The 15,308-nt window shown below is 69.4% G+C and carries 19 protein-coding genes and 1 pseudogene; 8 read left to right on the top strand and 12 right to left on the bottom strand.

Going from position 1 to position 15,308, the window contains the following annotated elements; genetic code table 11:
• Positions 1–15: 15 nt before the first annotated feature.
• Positions 16–642: a helix-turn-helix domain-containing protein gene (locus tag OG609_RS17710; RefSeq protein ID WP_327273713.1), complete on the bottom strand. Its 627-nt coding sequence runs from the start codon at positions 640–642 to the stop codon at positions 16–18.
• A 35-nt stretch (positions 643–677) separates the two neighbouring features.
• Complete coding sequence (locus OG609_RS17715) at positions 678–1,268, bottom strand: TetR/AcrR family transcriptional regulator (protein WP_327278093.1); 591 nt, start codon at positions 1,266–1,268, stop codon at positions 678–680.
• A gap of 425 nt (positions 1,269–1,693) precedes the next feature.
• On the opposite strand from OG609_RS17715, the pseudogene OG609_RS17720 reads away from it, so the two are divergent.
• Positions 1,694–1,834 (top strand): annotated as a pseudogene (locus OG609_RS17720) (SAM-dependent methyltransferase); the annotation flags it as partial.
• Positions 1,835–1,868: 34 nt separating this feature from the next.
• On the opposite strand, the gene OG609_RS17725 reads toward OG609_RS17720, so the two are convergent.
• The 5 genes from OG609_RS17725 to OG609_RS17745 form a co-directional block, all read right to left on the bottom strand.
• Positions 1,869–2,453 (bottom strand): cysteine hydrolase family protein, encoded by a 585-nt coding sequence (locus tag OG609_RS17725; protein ID WP_327273714.1) that lies wholly within the window; start codon positions 2,451–2,453, stop codon positions 1,869–1,871.
• A gap of 126 nt (positions 2,454–2,579) precedes the next feature.
• Positions 2,580–3,311: a response regulator transcription factor gene (locus OG609_RS17730; protein WP_327273715.1), complete on the bottom strand. Its 732-nt coding sequence runs from the start codon at positions 3,309–3,311 to the stop codon at positions 2,580–2,582.
• Complete coding sequence (locus OG609_RS17735; RefSeq protein ID WP_327273716.1) at positions 3,308–4,483, bottom strand: sensor histidine kinase; 1,176 nt, start codon at positions 4,481–4,483, stop codon at positions 3,308–3,310. The genes OG609_RS17730 and OG609_RS17735 overlap by 4 nt, the downstream gene beginning before the upstream one ends.
• A gap of 27 nt (positions 4,484–4,510) precedes the next feature.
• Positions 4,511–5,326, bottom strand: coding sequence for a hypothetical protein (locus OG609_RS17740; protein ID WP_327273717.1), 816 nt, complete (start codon positions 5,324–5,326; stop codon positions 4,511–4,513).
• Between the two features lie 272 nt (positions 5,327–5,598).
• On the bottom strand, positions 5,599–6,054 hold the full coding sequence (locus tag OG609_RS17745; protein WP_327273718.1) for a MarR family winged helix-turn-helix transcriptional regulator: 456 nt from the start codon (positions 6,052–6,054) through the stop codon (positions 5,599–5,601).
• A 164-nt stretch (positions 6,055–6,218) separates the two neighbouring features.
• On the opposite strand from OG609_RS17745, the gene OG609_RS17750 reads away from it, so the two are divergent.
• Complete coding sequence (locus OG609_RS17750; RefSeq protein ID WP_327273719.1) at positions 6,219–7,676, top strand: MFS transporter; 1,458 nt, start codon at positions 6,219–6,221, stop codon at positions 7,674–7,676.
• Between the two features lie 180 nt (positions 7,677–7,856).
• On the opposite strand, the gene OG609_RS17755 is transcribed toward OG609_RS17750, so the two are convergent.
• Entirely contained in the window at positions 7,857–8,837 is a 981-nt protein-coding gene (locus OG609_RS17755; protein WP_327273720.1) for a hypothetical protein, read from the bottom strand.
• A 192-nt stretch (positions 8,838–9,029) separates the two neighbouring features.
• Between OG609_RS17755 and OG609_RS17760 the strand changes: the two genes are divergently transcribed.
• From OG609_RS17760 to OG609_RS17780, 5 genes are all read left to right on the top strand, one after another.
• Positions 9,030–9,308: a type II toxin-antitoxin system Phd/YefM family antitoxin gene (locus OG609_RS17760; protein ID WP_327273721.1), complete on the top strand. Its 279-nt coding sequence runs from the start codon at positions 9,030–9,032 to the stop codon at positions 9,306–9,308.
• A 4-nt stretch (positions 9,309–9,312) separates the two neighbouring features.
• Positions 9,313–9,591 carry a type II toxin-antitoxin system RelE family toxin gene (locus tag OG609_RS17765; protein ID WP_327273722.1) on the top strand — a complete coding sequence of 93 codons (279 nt, stop codon included), beginning with the start codon at positions 9,313–9,315 and terminating at the stop codon, positions 9,589–9,591.
• Positions 9,592–9,715: 124 nt separating this feature from the next.
• Positions 9,716–10,297 (top strand): DUF5753 domain-containing protein, encoded by a 582-nt coding sequence (locus tag OG609_RS17770; protein WP_327273723.1) that lies wholly within the window; start codon positions 9,716–9,718, stop codon positions 10,295–10,297.
• Entirely contained in the window at positions 10,294–10,473 is a 180-nt protein-coding gene (locus tag OG609_RS17775) for a DUF397 domain-containing protein (RefSeq protein WP_327273724.1), read from the top strand. Before OG609_RS17770 ends, OG609_RS17775 begins: the two co-directional genes overlap by 4 nt.
• Positions 10,474–10,518: 45 nt before the next feature.
• Entirely contained in the window at positions 10,519–10,707 is a 189-nt protein-coding gene (locus OG609_RS17780; protein WP_327273725.1) for a hypothetical protein, read from the top strand.
• Between the two features lie 50 nt (positions 10,708–10,757).
• On the opposite strand, the gene OG609_RS17785 is transcribed toward OG609_RS17780, so the two are convergent.
• Entirely contained in the window at positions 10,758–11,435 is a 678-nt protein-coding gene (locus tag OG609_RS17785; RefSeq protein WP_327273726.1) for a GAP family protein, read from the bottom strand.
• Positions 11,436–11,862: 427 nt separating this feature from the next.
• Between OG609_RS17785 and OG609_RS17790 the strand changes: the two genes are divergently transcribed.
• Complete coding sequence (locus OG609_RS17790) at positions 11,863–12,984, top strand: catalase family protein (protein WP_327273727.1); 1,122 nt, start codon at positions 11,863–11,865, stop codon at positions 12,982–12,984.
• 83 nt (positions 12,985–13,067) lie between these two features.
• Here OG609_RS17790 and OG609_RS17795 read toward each other — a convergent pair whose 3' ends face one another.
• From OG609_RS17795 to OG609_RS17805, 3 genes are read right to left on the bottom strand one after another with little or no spacing between them, the layout of a single operon-like run.
• Entirely contained in the window at positions 13,068–13,931 is an 864-nt protein-coding gene (locus OG609_RS17795; RefSeq protein ID WP_189280934.1) for an ABC transporter permease, read from the bottom strand.
• Positions 13,891–14,769 (bottom strand): ABC transporter ATP-binding protein, encoded by an 879-nt coding sequence (locus tag OG609_RS17800; protein WP_327278094.1) that lies wholly within the window; start codon positions 14,767–14,769, stop codon positions 13,891–13,893. The genes OG609_RS17795 and OG609_RS17800 overlap by 41 nt, the downstream gene beginning before the upstream one ends.
• A 2-nt stretch (positions 14,770–14,771) precedes the next feature.
• Positions 14,772–15,230: a MarR family winged helix-turn-helix transcriptional regulator gene (locus OG609_RS17805; RefSeq protein ID WP_327273728.1), complete on the bottom strand. Its 459-nt coding sequence runs from the start codon at positions 15,228–15,230 to the stop codon at positions 14,772–14,774.
• Positions 15,231–15,308 lie beyond the last annotated feature (78 nt).

Genomic DNA, 15,308 nt, shown 5'->3' on the forward strand with positions numbered 1-15,308 from the left:
CGGGTTCCCGGCACCTCAGCGCTCCGACCCCGTGGGCCGGGCCCTCACATGCATCCGCTCCCCCTGCTGCCCGAACAGGCTGAGGAATTCGACCGGATCGGGCCCGGCGCTGGCCCACGCATGCGGCGTACGCGTGTCGAACTCGGCGACCTCGCCGGCCGTGAGCACCAGATCGTGCTCGCCCAGCACCAGCCGTAGCCGCCCCGCGAGTACATACACCCACTCGTACCCCTCGTGCACCCGCTGCTCCAGCGGACCCGTCGCCCCGCGACCGCCGGGCAGGATCTGCTTGTACGCGTGCAGCCCGCCGAGGTGCCGGGTGAGCGGCACGAAGGTCATGCCGTCCCGGGTGAAAGGGCGGAAATGGATACGTGGATCGCCGGTGGCGGGTGCGCCGACGAGTTCGTCCAGCTGCACCCCGTACGCCTTGGCCAGTGGCAGCAGCAGTTCGAGCGTGGGTTTGCGGCCGCCCGATTCCAGGCGCGAGAGGGTGCTGAGGGAGATCCCGGTCGTCTCGCTGAGCTGCGCCAGGGTCGTGCCGCGTTCCTGGCGCAGGGCGCGCAGCCGCGGCCCGACGCCTGTCAGGACGGTCGAGATCTCGTCGTCCGTACGCTCTCCGCGCTCTCCGTCTTGTTCATCCATCTCCCCATTATTTGCCGTCCCGGCAACGGGGTGTGTCAGGACGGCAGGATCATGGCCAGTGAGAGACGGGTCAGCTCATCGGTCAGCCACTCGGCGTCGACCTGCCGGGGGCGGCGGCCGTGATGGGCCATGAGTTCGTCCACCGAGTGGTTCAGCACAGTGACGGTCACGGTGTGGTCGCTCGCCACCGCCTCGCCCCGTCGCACGGCACGCTCGGCCTCGGAGGTCAGGAAGTCGATCCACATCGCCCGCCATGTCGCGAGGTGCTTGTCCACCTCCCGGCTCACCCCCAGCACCTCGACGAACGCCACCCGGGCCGCGCACGGGTCCTCGGTGACCGCCTTCACATAGGCGTCGAAGAGCAGCCGGACCCGTTCCGCCGTCGGGCAGTCCTCCATGCCCTCGGCCATCAGGGCGTTCTCGGCGGCGCGCAGCCCGTAGGTCGCCACCTCGTCGTAGATCGCCATCAGGAGCACCTCCCGCGAGACGAACTCCTGTTGGAAGATGTGGACGGGCACTTTCGCCTGTTCGCACAGAGCCTCGACACTCGTGTGCGCGTACCCGTACGCGGCGAACAACTGGCGTCCGGCCCACAGGAGTCGGTCCCGTGCCCCCGGACCCTCCATGGCCTGTCCGACCGCCCTGTTCCGCTGGTTCGCCACGACACCCACCATCGGTCCTCCTTCGTCGTCCGTACCGCTGCCCCCACTCTCCACGCTCTGCCCCGCCGGTGGTGTCACCGCCACGCACTCGGGCACGCGTAGGGCGGTGCTTCGGTCAAGTCCGATTGCCCATCGAATCGTTGCTGCTACCGTCTGAATTTTGGATCTACGGAGGTCGGTGCTCCCGAGCGCCACGCGCACCTGGGGCGAGGGCGCCTGGTCCCCGAGTAGCTGCTCCTGATCAAAAAGACCCCTCAGTGACCCCGGAGAGCCCCCTTTCGCGTCACTCCACGGGTGCACCCACACCCAAAAGGGCCACGTGCGAGGGGGGTTTGCCAACCAACCCGCCCCGGGCCGCAAGGCGCCCACCAACGGCATTCGCCGACACTTCCCCACCGGGTCTCCGACGCCGGACCTCCGACCTGACGGAGATCGAACTCCGCCGCATGCACGACGAACCGCCCGAGTCCCCGCACTTCGGCGAGCCGTTCCTCTGGACGGCCCTGTTCCGCCGAACCACCGAGTCCTGACGAGCGATTGCCTGCTGCCCGACTGCCGAGCGTTTCAGCAGGACCGCGAGGGCAGGGCCGTGAACATGACGTCTGCGGCCCGAGCGGTGACTTCGAGCTCGTCACCGAGAGCCCATTCGGCGACCCGCGAGACCGTGGCGGCCGGGATGCGGTCGCTGATTCCGGGGGCCGCCGGAATGTCCTGCGTCGCGTGGGCGTCGTGCGGCATGACGACCCGATACCCCAGCGCCAGGGCTGCGCGGGCCGTCGCCTGGACACACATCTCCGACATCACACCGCAGATGGCGAGCGCCTGTACCTGCGATTCGGTCAAGAGACCGCCCAGCGAAGTCCCGTCGAACCCGTTGTCCTTGGTTTTACGGATCACGACCTCAGTGGGGCCGGCCTCGACGGGATGGTGAAGTTCCCAACCGGGCGTGTGCGGCTCGTCGCCCGCTCCGGCCGGCCCGTCGTTCTGAATGTGGACAACGAGCGCCCCGCTCCTTCGCGCCCGTGCGATCAGGTCTGCCGTCCGGTCCAGGAGCCGGTCCGTCTCGGGTACTGCCCTGTCACCGCGGACGGCGGCCTTCTGAACGTCCACAACGAGCAGGGCCTCTGCGGGAAGCGCACGATTGTCCATGCCGTCATCATGTCCGCCGGCGCCGTGCACCTCTACGTTTTTTCGACCCGATGGCAAGAGAGGCCGCCGCCTCCCCCGACGGCGGAGTGGGCGACAGCATTCCCACGGGCCGCGCCGACGACAACGTCACAGTCCCGGCCGGCCGGAGGTCACCAAGCCCGTCTCGTAGGCGACGATCACCAGCTGCGCGCGGTCGCGCGCCCGGAGCTTGGACAGCAGGCGTCCGATGTGGGTCTTGACCGTGGCGAGGCTCAGGTGCAGGTGCTCCGCCAGTTCCGCGTTGGAGAGGCCGCGGGCGATCAGGCTCAGGACCTCCAGCTCGCGGTCCGTGACGCCGTCGAGGGTGCGGGCCGGTGGGCGGCCCGGCTCGGGGCGGCGGGCGAAGTCGGCGATCAGGCGGCGGGTGACCGAGGGGGCGAGGAGGGAGTCTCCGGCGGCGATGACGGTGATGGCGTTCAGGACCTCCGACGGCGGTGTGTCCTTCAGGAGGAAGCCCGCCGCGCCCGCGCGAAGGGCGGCATAGACGTACTCGTCCAGGTCGAAGGTGGTGAGGATGAGGACGCGGGCGCCGACTGTGGACGGATCGGCGCAGATGCGGCGGGTGGCCTCGATGCCGTCCAGGCCTGGCATGCGGATGTCCATGAGGACGACGTCCGGCTGTTCGCGACGGACGAGTTCGACGGCTTCGGTGCCGGTCGCCGCCTCGCCGACGGCGGTCAGGCCGGGGGTGTGGTCGACGAGGACGCGGAAGCTGCCGCGGACCATGGCCTGGTCGTCGGCGATGAGGACGCGGACGGGGCCCGGATCCGGGGCGGCGGAGGCCGGTCCGGCCTGCCCGGGAACTGTCGGCTCGGTCATGACGGGCTCCCTCCGTCGATCGGGAGCCGTACGGACACGGCGAAGCCGCCCTCGGTCCGAGGACCGGCCTCGAAGCTCCCGCCGTACATGAGTGCCCGCTCCCGCATGCCCATCAGGCCATGTCCGCCCGGCAGTTCCCGGGCTGGTGGGCGTGTGCCGCCCGAAGGCCCGTCATCGACCACGTCGATACGGACGGCCTCTCCGCCGTCCGCCGCGACCGCGACCTCGACCGTGACCAGGCAGCGAGTCGGTGCAGCGTGCTTGACCACATTGGTCAGACCCTCCTGCACGATCCGGTACACCGTCAGCTGCGTACCCTCCGCAAGGGATTCCGCTCCGCGGACCGTCAGGTCCACGTCGACCCTCGCCCGGCGCGCGTCCTGGGCCAGTCGGGCCAGGTCACCGAGGCCCTGCGCCGGCCTCAACGGGGCACCTTCCGTGCGCAGTACGCCAAGAGTGCGGCGCATCTCCGTCAGTGCGGCCCTGCTGGTCTCCTCTATGACCTTCAGTGCGGTCCGGGCCTCCTGCGGATCGGCCTGGGCCACATGGGCGGCGACGCCCGCCTTGACGGCGATCAGGCTGAGGTTGTGCGACACGATGTCGTGCAACTCGCGGGCGATGCGCAGCCGTTCCTCGTTGAGTACGCGCTCGGCCCGTCGCTGCTCCTGCCGCTGTGCCTCGGCCCGGCGGGAGCGTACGACGAAGCCCGCCGTCCAGGCACCGCCGATCACCACCAGCACCAGGGCGACCAGGCCCGCGGCTCCCTGCCGGTCCCCGGCCGGGGTGATCACCGCCTCGTCCAGGTACACCCCGCCGGCCGCCACCGGCAGCGCGAGCGCAAGCGCCGTCACCGAGCGGCGGGCGGGCTCCGCCAGGCCCACCGGATAGGCGGCCAGGCCCGCCGCCGCGTACGGCTCGCGCGTCAGGTCCAGGACGGAAGCGGCGGTGAGGGCCGCCAGTACGACGCCCATGACCGGCAGGGGCCAACGGCGGCGCAACGCGATGGGCAGACCGACGGCAGCGACGATCAGCCACAGGAGCCAGGCCGGGCCGTCGTAGACCGGCTGCCCGTCGGCTGCGGTCATGCCTGCAAAGCCGGCATAGATCGCGCTCACGGCGACAGCCGACGCAAGGTCGACGGCGTAGAGATGGCAGCCGCCCGTGCGGTTCATGGCACGACCGTATCTGTCCCGGCCCACTCAGCCCGCCTGTCCCAGCAAGACCATCAGCACCAGTGTGACCAGCGTCAGCGGCACCCAGCGCAGAACGGCGGCCCGGCTGGGCCGCGGGCCTTCCCGCAGCAGTCCGAAGCCCAGCGGCAGCAGGGCGGCGGTCAGCCCCACGAGGGCCACCAGTGACAGCGGGGTGGTGCCCTTGAGCACACCCAACGGCAGGGCCGCCATCAGCGCGAGGGCGAACGCGCGTACCGGGCCGAGTGTCCGGGTGCGCCAGGCGCCGAGGGCGAGCACCAGCCAGCCTGCCAGGATGGCGAGGTTCAGCGCGGAGAAGATCTGGAAGGCACCGTACGTTTCGGAGACGGCCCGGGTGGCGGCCTCGGCGCCCTCGGCGTCGGTCAGCCGGAAAGCCATGTGGTCCGCTCCGGCGTGAAAGGTACGGGCGAACAGCCCGGACATGGCCGGCACTCCGCCCCACAGGCCCCAGCCAGGACTGCGGGTTCCGATCCGGGCGGCAAGCACGGCCACGGCGGGCCAGAGCAGCAGATTGCCCGCGCCGAAGAGGGCGTACGAAGTGGCCATCAGCCCGGGATCATGTTCGTACGCGGCAAGTTGAGCGGGAAAAAAGAAGTCGGAGCGTACCCGCACCAGGGCTCCGGCCAGCATGAGCAGCGGGCCCAGCACCATGGCGACGCCGCCCACCCAGCGGCCCGGAAAGGCCTCCATGACCTCCACCGGGAGCATGCGGCCGAGGGCGGTGGAGGCGCGAGCGGGAGCGGCAGCCGTCGCGGTTGCTGCGGGCAAGGATTCGGGGGCGGTGTTCCGTGGCAGCGTGGTCATACCGCCGACCATGTCCTGGCCGCCCCGTCCACGGCATCGGACCAGGGCCTGGATTGCGGCGTCAGACCTGGGTATGACCGGCGACGCCCGGGGTGTGGGAAGGCTGTTCCCCGTACGCGACGGCTCGGGCGGACCGGAGTGCCCGTGGGGATGTGGCACTGGGGGCCCTTTGCGTCACGTCCGGTTCGAGGTGGGGTGCGGGCGGGCTCGGGGCCGCTCGCGGCCGCCGCCTCCAGGACTTGCCGCGCGGTTGCCGCCACTGACGGGGCGGATCAGGGGCGCGGCCACCGGCGTCCGCTCAGGCGCTCGATGTCGGCGTTGAAGCGCCTGAGGTACGCGGCGAAGGCCGAGACGTCCTCCTCGGACCAGTCGGACATGATCTGGTCCAGCGAGTCCGTATTGCGCTCCCGCTCGTCGTCGAGCATGCGCGCACCCTCGTCGGTGATGCGGAACTTGCGAGCCATACCGCCCTCGGGATCGGGTATGCGCTCCACGAGACCGGCGCGCTTCGCCGCGGCGGTCTGCCGGTTGAGGGTCGAGGCGTCGAGCCCGAAGGCGTCGCTCAGTTCACCGATCGACATCGGCCCCTGGACACGGATGCGGCTGAGCAGGATGTAGGCGCTCCGCTCCAGTCGGCTGTCCTCGCGGCGGCCGTTCCTGTGATGCAGAAGTCCATGGCGGCTGAGCAGCATCTGCTCGTACTCGACCTCTTGCGTAGCCCTGACCATGCGACCGCTGCCTCTCGCTCCTTGCCGGGCCGCCGGCACGTTTCATTTCGGAGCGGCCCCGCTCCATCCTCTCACACGATTATGCATAGCGCACACAATGTGCGCTATGCATAGTTCATGTACGATGCAATTCGATACCCGACAGCCACCCGAGGAGTCCCGGTATGGGAGCCCCCCAAACATCGACCCGCGCGAACGGTGTGATCGCCACGCTGGCATTCGCCGGCATCGTGGCCGCGATCATGCAGACCCTGGTCACACCGCTCATCGCCGAACTGCCGCAGATCCTGCACACCAGCTCCGCGAACACCGCCTGGGTGATCACGGTGACCCTGCTGGTGGGGGCGGTGTGCGTGCCCGTCACCGGACGCCTCGGCGACCTGCTGGGCAAGCGCCGGATGCTCCTCGCCTGTTCCGTGCCCCTTATCGCGGGGTCGGTGGTCTGCGCCCTCGCATCGTCCGTCGTACCCATGATCATCGGACGTGGCCTGCAGGGCATGGGCATGGGCATGGTGCCGCTCGGCATCGCCCTGCTCCGCGACGTGGTCCCCGCCGAGAAGCTCAGCTCCTCCATCGCCCTGGTCAGCGCGTCCATGGGTATCGGCGGCGGCCTCGGCCTGCCGATCGCCTCGGCCGTCGCGCAGTACGCGAACTGGCGCGCGCTGTTCTGGGGCTCCGCCGTCCTGGCCGTGGCCATCGCCACCCTGATCTGGTTCCTCATCCCGGACGTCCCGGCCAGCGCCAAGGGACAGCGTTTCGACGCGCCCGGCGCGCTCGGCCTCGGCGTCGGCCTGGTCTGCCTGCTGCTCGCCGTCTCCAAGGGCGCCGAGTGGGGATGGACCTCCGTGACGACGCTCGGCCTGTTCATCGCCGCCGTCGTCGTGCTGCTGGCCTGGGGCGCGTGGGAACTGCGGACCCGTGACCCGCTGGTCGACCTGCGCACCACGGCCCGCCCCCGCGTGCTGATCACCAACGTCGCCTCGATCTTCGTCGGCTTCGGCATGTACGCCAGCATGCTGATCGTGCCTCAGCTGCTCCAGTTCCCCGAGGCCACCGGTTACGGTCTCGGCCAGTCGATGCTGGCGGCGGGCCTCTGGATGGCCCCCGGCGGCGTCATGATGATGATCGTCTCTCCGTTCGGCGGAAAGCTCACCGACGCCCGCGGCCCGAAGTTCACCCTGATCTGCGGCGTCCTGGTCCTGGCAGCCGGGTACGGCCTCTCTCTCGTCCTCATGGGCTCCGCCTGGGGGCTGATGCTGTCCCTCATGGTCATCAACAGCGGTGTGGGTCTCGCCTACGGCTCCATGCCGGCCCTGATCATGGGCTCCGTGCCGCTCTCCGAGACCGCTGCGGCCAACGGCTTCAACACGCTGATGCGTTCCCTCGGCACCTCGATCGGTGCGGCCGTGATCGGCGTGGTCCTGTCCCAGATGACCACCACGGCGGGCGGCCACACCTTCAGCTCGGAGAGCGGCTTCCGCACCGGCCTGATCATCGGCTGCGGCGTCGCCCTGGTCGCCGCGGCGATCGCCCTCGTCATCCCGGCGGTGCGCCGCAGTGCGTCCGACACCGCGAAGGACGATGCGGCCCCCGCCCCCGAACAGGCCGCTGTCGAAGCCTGACCGGACCGACACCCGTTGCGGCACCCCACCCGGGCCACGAGCCCGGCCGGGAAGCAAAGGTCCGCTGCCCGGCGTCGCCCCTCCGCCGACGCCGGGCAGCGGGCCGAGCGGCTCCATGCCGTCGTCACTCCAGCCACCGCACTCTCATCCGCGAGCCATGGCAAGACCGCCGATCGCCCTTCAAGCGGTCTCGGTCGACTTCGCCGCGAGGGAGGCAACCCGTTCGCGCCAGGGAATGCGGGGAGGCTGCTGCGCGTACGCGGCTGCTCGGGCGGACCGGAGGGCCCATGCCTCCTCCTGGCGGCACGGAGCGCAGTGCGTTTCGTCGCCCACCGCCCGGAAGACGTGATCCTCGCCGGGACCGGCGCAGGGGACGAGCTCCCTGACGCGGGGTGGTGTCGCGGGGCGGGCAGTGGTGGGTGCCGGGGGTTCCGGCAGTTTCTGTACGAGGCGGTGGCGCAGGAATCCGACCGCTGATCGCACGCCGTCCGGGGGCAGTTCGCTGGTCAGGGCCCGGCGTAAGTCGTTGGTCGTGATGCCGCGCCGAATCCACTCCGCGGCGAGCTCGGCGAGCCCCCGGGCCTCGCGGACTCCCAGGTGCAGCTGGGGTGTTGCGTGGCGAAGTGACAGCAGGAGCCGTTCCGTCACGTTCAGTTCGGGGTCAGGGGTGCTGTCGGGACCGGGCTCGGCCTCGGGCTCGGCTTCGGAGGGTGGGTGGGGATAGTTCTTCTCACGTTCTTCTTCTACCGGTAGTGAGTCACCGGCTGCCCGAACCCCCGGCTGACCGACCGCCCGTTCCCGCGTACTCGGCTGGGGCGCAGGCGTCACCACCAGCCCGTCCTGGACCCGTCGGGCCTGATCCGCCGTGAGGGGGACGTTCGAGCAGAGCTGGTCGGTGGCCCAGTGACCCCGGCCCACCTGCCGCCGCCGCTCATGTACGAAACCGTTCTCCACCAGCTGTTTCTTGGCCTTCTGGTACGCCCGCCCAGTGATCCCGAGATTCCTCGCATGCTCACTGAGCGCCTGCCCGGCCTGGTCTTCGGGAAGCCCCTGCACGTGCAGGAGGAGAACCTTCGCGTCACTACCCAGACGCGGATGGCGCACGACGTCGTGCGAAGCCTTCGTGTAGCGCCGAGACGGCGCGATAGCATGCCGAAGCATCCCGGTGGACTCTCGATTCCACTCGTGGTGAAGGCCCTCGGCGAGGTGTTGGTAGCACCCCCGGGGGCCGCCCTGCATGCAGGTGCAACACAGAGCGTTATGACGCGATCACCGTACCGCAGGCTGCGGGAGCCTTGCCCCCTTTCGCGCACATCCCTCGCACAACAGATGTACATCCGATACATTTGCTACATGAGCGAGCCTGTCACTGAGTCCATGGCAGAGGTACGCCGTCACCTCGCCGATGTCATCGACCGCGCGCGACGGGACGAGACCCCGACGGTCATCACCCGCCGCGGCAAGAGCGAAGCCGTACTGATCGATATCGACGAATACCGACGCCTGAAGCAGGTCGCCGAGCAGTACGAGGAAGAGTGGCTCAACCGACTGGCCGACGAGGCGGAGTCCGAGGGCCTCAACGGTTCGGTCTCCGTGGAAGAGATGGCCGCTCTCCTCCGATCTGCGCCCTGACCTCATGGGATACGTCACGCGGTTCACTTCGCGCGCACAACGAGACTTGCTGAAGATTCCTCGTCAGGAGGCGCTCCGCATTCTCTTCCGCCTCACCGAGCTCCAGAAGGCGCTGGATACGGGAGATACCGCAGCCTTTGACATCAAAGCTCTCCAGGGGCACTCGGACAGGTGGCGGCTGAGAATCGGCGACTACCGCGCCGTGTACACCGTCGAAGACGGTCAGCTCATCCTGTGGGTGCTGGCCGTCGCGCACCGCGGCGAGGTCTACCGCGGCCTGTAACTCACGCTCCGGGTCCCTGGATCACGTCCTCACCCCTCCCTGGCCGTCACCTCCAGGACCAGTCATCGCGGAGGCGGACTGCGCGTTGGGTGCACAAGGTGCACTGACGGCCGCAGGTGAGGGGGTGACGTTCGGCTATCTGGCGTCCTGGTTCGAGCCGTTCGCCGAGGAAGAGATCACCGCATCCGCCAGACACGAGTACGAGACTCACGTCGTGCCCGGGATGTTGCAGACGGAGGGCTACGCCCGCACCGTATTGGGCAGCGGCTACCCACCCGTCGACGACGATAAGGTCGAGGGCCGAGTCGCGGCCCGTTTGGCACGCCAGAGGCTCCTGTCCCGAAAGCCCGTGCCGGACATCGGCTTTGTCCTGGAACTCGCCGCTCTTACCCGCCCCATCGGGGGTCGTCGGGTGCACAAGGAGCAGCTGGACCACATCCTGGAGGTCGGGGCGCTTCGACATGTGCAGATGCAGGTGATGTCACCACGTCGGCAGACTCATGCCGGTCTCAGTGGCCCGTTCGTTCTGCTGGAGACCAAGAAACGGCGTCAGCTCGCCTACGTCGAAGTGCAGGACCACAACTTCCTCATCAGCGAACAACCGGCGTTGGGGAACCTGTTCGGGAAATATGGCATTCTGCGGGCGCAGGCCCTCAGCCCCGAAGAGTCCAGAGACGTGATCGAGCAGGTGGCGAAAGAGCTATGAACACCGGCCTCAATTGGTTCAAGAGCAGCTACAGCGGCGAAAACAGCGGCAACTGCGTTGAGGTCGCCACGTGCCCCGAGACCGTGCACGTCCGTGACTCCAAGGACCTGACCGTCCCCGCTCTCGCCCTCTCCCCCGCCGCCTGGGCGGACTTCCTCCCCTACGCCGCGCAGTAGGGCCGCGTCACCCGCTGTCGGCCCCGCTCCGTAGGGTGGCTGAGTGTGCGGTCGTTGTTGCGGCGGATGTTCTGGGCGCGGCTGGTGCTGGTGCAGGCGGTGCTGGGGACGTTGTGTGCGGTGGCCATCGCGGCGGCGCCGTGGACGGACCGGGGTGTTCCGCAGGTGCTGTTCTGGGTGGGGCTCGTACCGACGCTGCTGACGATCTGGTTCGACCGGCCGCGCACGGGATAGGCGTACGGGAAGTCCAGCAGTGCGTGGTCGCCGATCAGGAGATGCCGCGGTCAGGAGACGAGGATGCCGATGCCGTCTCCGAGCAGTTTCGCCCCGAGTACGAAGAACAGGACTGCCATCACAGCGACGTTGTGCCGGGCGGTCCAGTCCTTCCAGCCGCTGAGCACGGCCGTCGCCCGCTCCCCCGTGAACAGCAGTACTGCGAGCGGGGTCAGCAGTCCGAGGGTACCGATGACCACGAAGACGGCCAGTGAGGCGATCTGCTCCCCCGGAGGGAGGCCGGCCGAGCTGATGGAGGCAGCCGCCGCAATGGTCAGCGAGGCGTTTTTGACATTGGCCGCCGACAGGGCCAGCCCGAGGCCGAGGATCTTGACCGGCGTGAAGCGGTCGATCGCGGCCATCCATTTCGGAAGCTGCGCCTCCGAGGTGGGGGCGGGACGCCGGCGCCACTGCCGGGCACCGAACAGCACAAGGAGCAGTCCCAGCCCGAGCTCGAGGCCGCCCACCCAGATGGCCGGATGATGCTGGGCGGACGCGCCGCCGGGGCCGCCGATCACCAGCATCACCGCGCCCAGCACCGAAAGTCCCACGACCCAGCCGACGGTGAACAGCAGCCCGTTGAGCCGCCCTCGGGGCGTGACCAGTACAAGGATGATCGCGATGATCGGGAGCGGGCTGATCGCGACGCCGGCCGCCAGGCCCAGGACATCGCCGAGAACTTTACCCATGGTGCCCTCCGGGCGGCGATCAGGGACGAACCGGCCGACCGCGCCCGGACCGGTCGCCCTCTCCAGCCCCCGCGAGCCTCTCCTTGGTTCGCCGAGCACGTGGAGAACCTCTCAACAGTCATCATCGACCGCATCAGCTGGCCGCGCGACACAGGCGGCCGGGCCGCGCGACACCGACGACGAGGAGCGAGCCACGACCACGTCCGAGCGGCCCTGCGGACAGTTCTTCGCGCCGCCCTGCCGACCGGAGACGGGCCGCCCTCGACGCGCGGCAGCCGCCCACCCGTGCCTACGCTGACCAGGACCAGGGCCTGGGCCCGCAACCGTCCCGCCTGTCGGCAGGCAGCGATGTGGCGTCGTACGGGTCGGCCCGGAGTACGAGGCGCCGCTCTCACGAGCGGAGCTGCCGATGAGAAACGGCCGATTCATGCCATCACGGTTCATCCCTTACACGCAGGACGTCGAAACCGCTGAGCCCGACTTCGACGACAAGCTGCGGACAGTGATCGGGAAGACCGAGCGGTACATCACCGAATCGGTCACGACCGAAGGCACCGGCGCCGCGGTGCGTGACGCGCACGCCAAGGGTTACGGGCTCGTCAGAGGAGAAATCGAAATCCTCGACCGGCTCCCCGCCGAGTACGCCCAGGGCATCTACGCGACGCCAGGACGCCACGATGCCCTCGTGCGGTTCTCCAACGGCTCCCCGCATGCCGGAGCCGACGCACGGCTCGGCCGTGCTACCGGGCTGGCTCTCAAGATCTTCGACATCGACGGTCCGACCCTCCTGGACGACGAGCCCGACACCCGCACCTTCGACTACGCCCTCATCAACGCACCGGTCTTCTTCTGCAACACCGTTGAGCATTACCTGTTCATCCAGGAACTCTTCCTCGAAGCACCCGCCTATTTCGCCCAGGGTGCGCCCGGTCGGCATCGCTTCTACCGCGACTTCGTGACGGGAAAGGGCACCCTGGAGCAGGACGAATGGGCGTGGGACGAGTTCCTGGCGTTCCTCAGGGTGTCGCAGCCGCCCTCGGTGAACGTTCTGCTGTCGACCTACTGGACGATGGGCGCGGTCCGGCACGGCGACCACGTCGCCAAGGTGCGCATCGCCCCCGACCCCGCCTTCGCCGAAGCGGTGGTCCGGCGCACCATCGACCTGACCTCGGCGGCAGAGGTGTTCCGGCCCGCTCTGGTCACCGAGCTGCAGGAACGGCCCTACGCGTTCGACATCCAGGTCCAGCTGTGCACCGGCCTGGACCGGATGCCGGTCGAGGACGTCACCGTCGAGTGGCCCGAGCAGCTTTCCCCGTTCGTCACGGTGGCCAGGCTGCGCCTCCCGCAGCAGGACATCTCCGACGAGGAGAACCTCAAAAGAATGGACGCGCTCTCCTTCACGCCGTGGCGGGTGACCGCCGCGCACGCGCCCCTCGGCAGCATCATGCGCGCACGCAAGGAGGTCTACCGCCGCTCCTCCATCGTGCGCCACCAGCTCAATCGCCAAGAGCGCACGGAGCCCCGCAGCGCCGACGAGGTGCTGCCGTAGAAGGAGGTCGCCCCTGGCTGCTCCCTCTCGACGAGGCGAGCTGATCACCGAACAGCTGATGAACCCGGACGGCTCCGTAGTGCTCAACGGGCCAGGCGGCCCAGCAGAGAACCGGCGGCGACGATGCCGGCCAGCGCCGCGAACGCGAGGACGGCAAGGTCGAGGCCCAGGTGGGCCTGGGTGCCGATGAGCAGTCCGCGCAGGGCGTCGACCTGGTAGCTCAGCGGGTTCACCCTGCTGACGGCCTGGAGCCAGCCGGGCATCAGGGCGACCGGGTAGAGCGCGTTGGAGGCGAAGAAGAGCGGCATCGTGATGGCCTGGCCGATGCCCATCAGCCGGTCGCGGGTCAGGACGATCCCGGCGATCGACATCGACAGGCAGGAGAAGAACGCCGAGGCGAGGAGGACCACCACGACCACGCCGAGCAGCCGCAACGGGTTCCAGGTCATGCCGACACCGATCAGCGCGGCGATCACGATGACGACCGCCGCCTGGATCACGGCCTTCACCCCGGCGGCGAAGGCCTTGCCGGTCACCAGGGCCGTCCGGGGTGTCGGCGTGACCATGAGTTTGGTGAGGACGCCCGAGTCCCGCTCCCAGATGATCATGATTCCGTAGAAGATCGCGATGAACATGGCGGACTGGGCGATGATGCCCGGCGCCAGGAAGTCGAGATAGGGGACGCCGCCGGTCGGGATGGCGTGGATACGGGAGAACGTCACGCCGAAGATCAGCAGCCAGAGCGCGGGCTGGACGGCGCGGGTGTAGATCTCGGTGCGGTCGTGGCGCAGTTTCTGCAGTTCGACGACGCACATCGCGGTGACGCGAGCGGGTACGACGCGCCAGCCGGTGCGGGGCGGCGGCGGGGTCAGCAGCAACGCGAACCGCTGATCCGGCGGGACGGACTCAGCCGAGGCGGGATGCGGTGCGACGGGTACGGCGGACATCTCGGAACGCTCCTTTCCCTTCGTCGGAACCGGAACCGGAGCCGGAGCCGGAGCCGGGGTCGTTCAGTCCGCTTCCGGAGTGGTGGCGGAAGACGTCCTCCAGGGACGGTGATGGAAGGCCCGTCTCCCCTGATTCCCGGCGGTGGGCGACGAGCTCGCTCTTGAGCTGGGCGGGGGTGCCGAGCGCGCGGAGTCTGCCGAGATGCATCAGCGCGAGCCGGTCGCAGCGCTGGTCGGCCTCGTCCATGGAGTGGGTGGTGACCAGCACGGTCATGCCGGTGCCCACCCGTATCTCGGTGATGCGGTCCCAGACGCTGTCCCGTGCGATCGGGTCCAGGCCGATGGTCGGCTCGTCCAGGATCATCAGCCGAGGCGCGCTGACCAGGGCCTGCGCGAGTTCGAGGCGGCGGACCATGCCGCCGGAGTACGTGGCGGCGAGCCGGTGCGCGACATCGCCGAGGCCGACCGCGTCCAGCGCCTGGGAGACCCGCGCGGCGCGCTGACGGCGGGGCACGTCGTAGACGCGGGCGAAGAGCTGGACGTTCTCCCGGCCGGTGAGGCTCGCGTCGGCCGACAGCTGCTGCGGTACGTAGCCGAGCAGGCGCCGTACGGCCATCTTCTGCCGGGCCGCGTCATGGCCGAACACCTCGATGACGCCGGGCGGTACGGGCAGGAGCGTGGTGATCGCGCGCATCGTCGTGGTCTTGCCCGCGCCGTTGGGCCCCAGGAGGCCGAACACCTCCCCCTGGCCGACCAGCAGGTCCAGGCCGTCGACGGCCTTCGCGTCGCCGAAGCTGTAGCTCAGACCGGTGCAGTTGAGGGCGGGGGCGGTTTCCATGGTCACGCGGTCTCATCCCCTTCGCTTCGCAGTGAGGCGGCGAGTCTGTGCAGGGCCGGGAGCGCGGCGGCGAGTGCCGCCCGGTCGGCCGCGTCGAGTCCGGTCAGGTGTTCGCGGAAGAGCGCCTCGCGACGGGCGTGCCAGTCGCTCAGCCTCCCGACCCCTGCGGGGGTCGGATACAGCAGCGCGGCCCGCCCGTCCCCGGGGTCCTTCTCCCGTCGCAGCAGTCCTTCGGCGACGAGGTGGTTCACCAGGGTGCTGACCGAATTGGGCGCGAGACAGAGGCTGTGTGCGGCCGTGGAGATGCGGATGCCGGGTCGGTCGGCCACCAGCCGCAGCAGTTCGGCGTGCGCCCCGCGCAGCCGGGGCGCCGACAGGCCGCTCCACAGCCGTCGCCGGGCGAGCCTCTGGATACGGGGCAGAAGTCCGGCGAGCTCATCAGGTAGATCACCCGCCGCCATCTGTCCAGTTTAACTCTGTATGAGAGCTAATGTCCCCGTCGTTTTCTGCCCGTACGGAAACGGGCCGCCGCCCCCCGC

Origin of the sequence: Streptomyces sp. NBC_01224 (assembly GCF_036002945.1) — a bacterium.
Taxonomy (GTDB): Bacteria; Actinomycetota; Actinomycetes; order Streptomycetales; family Streptomycetaceae; genus Streptomyces.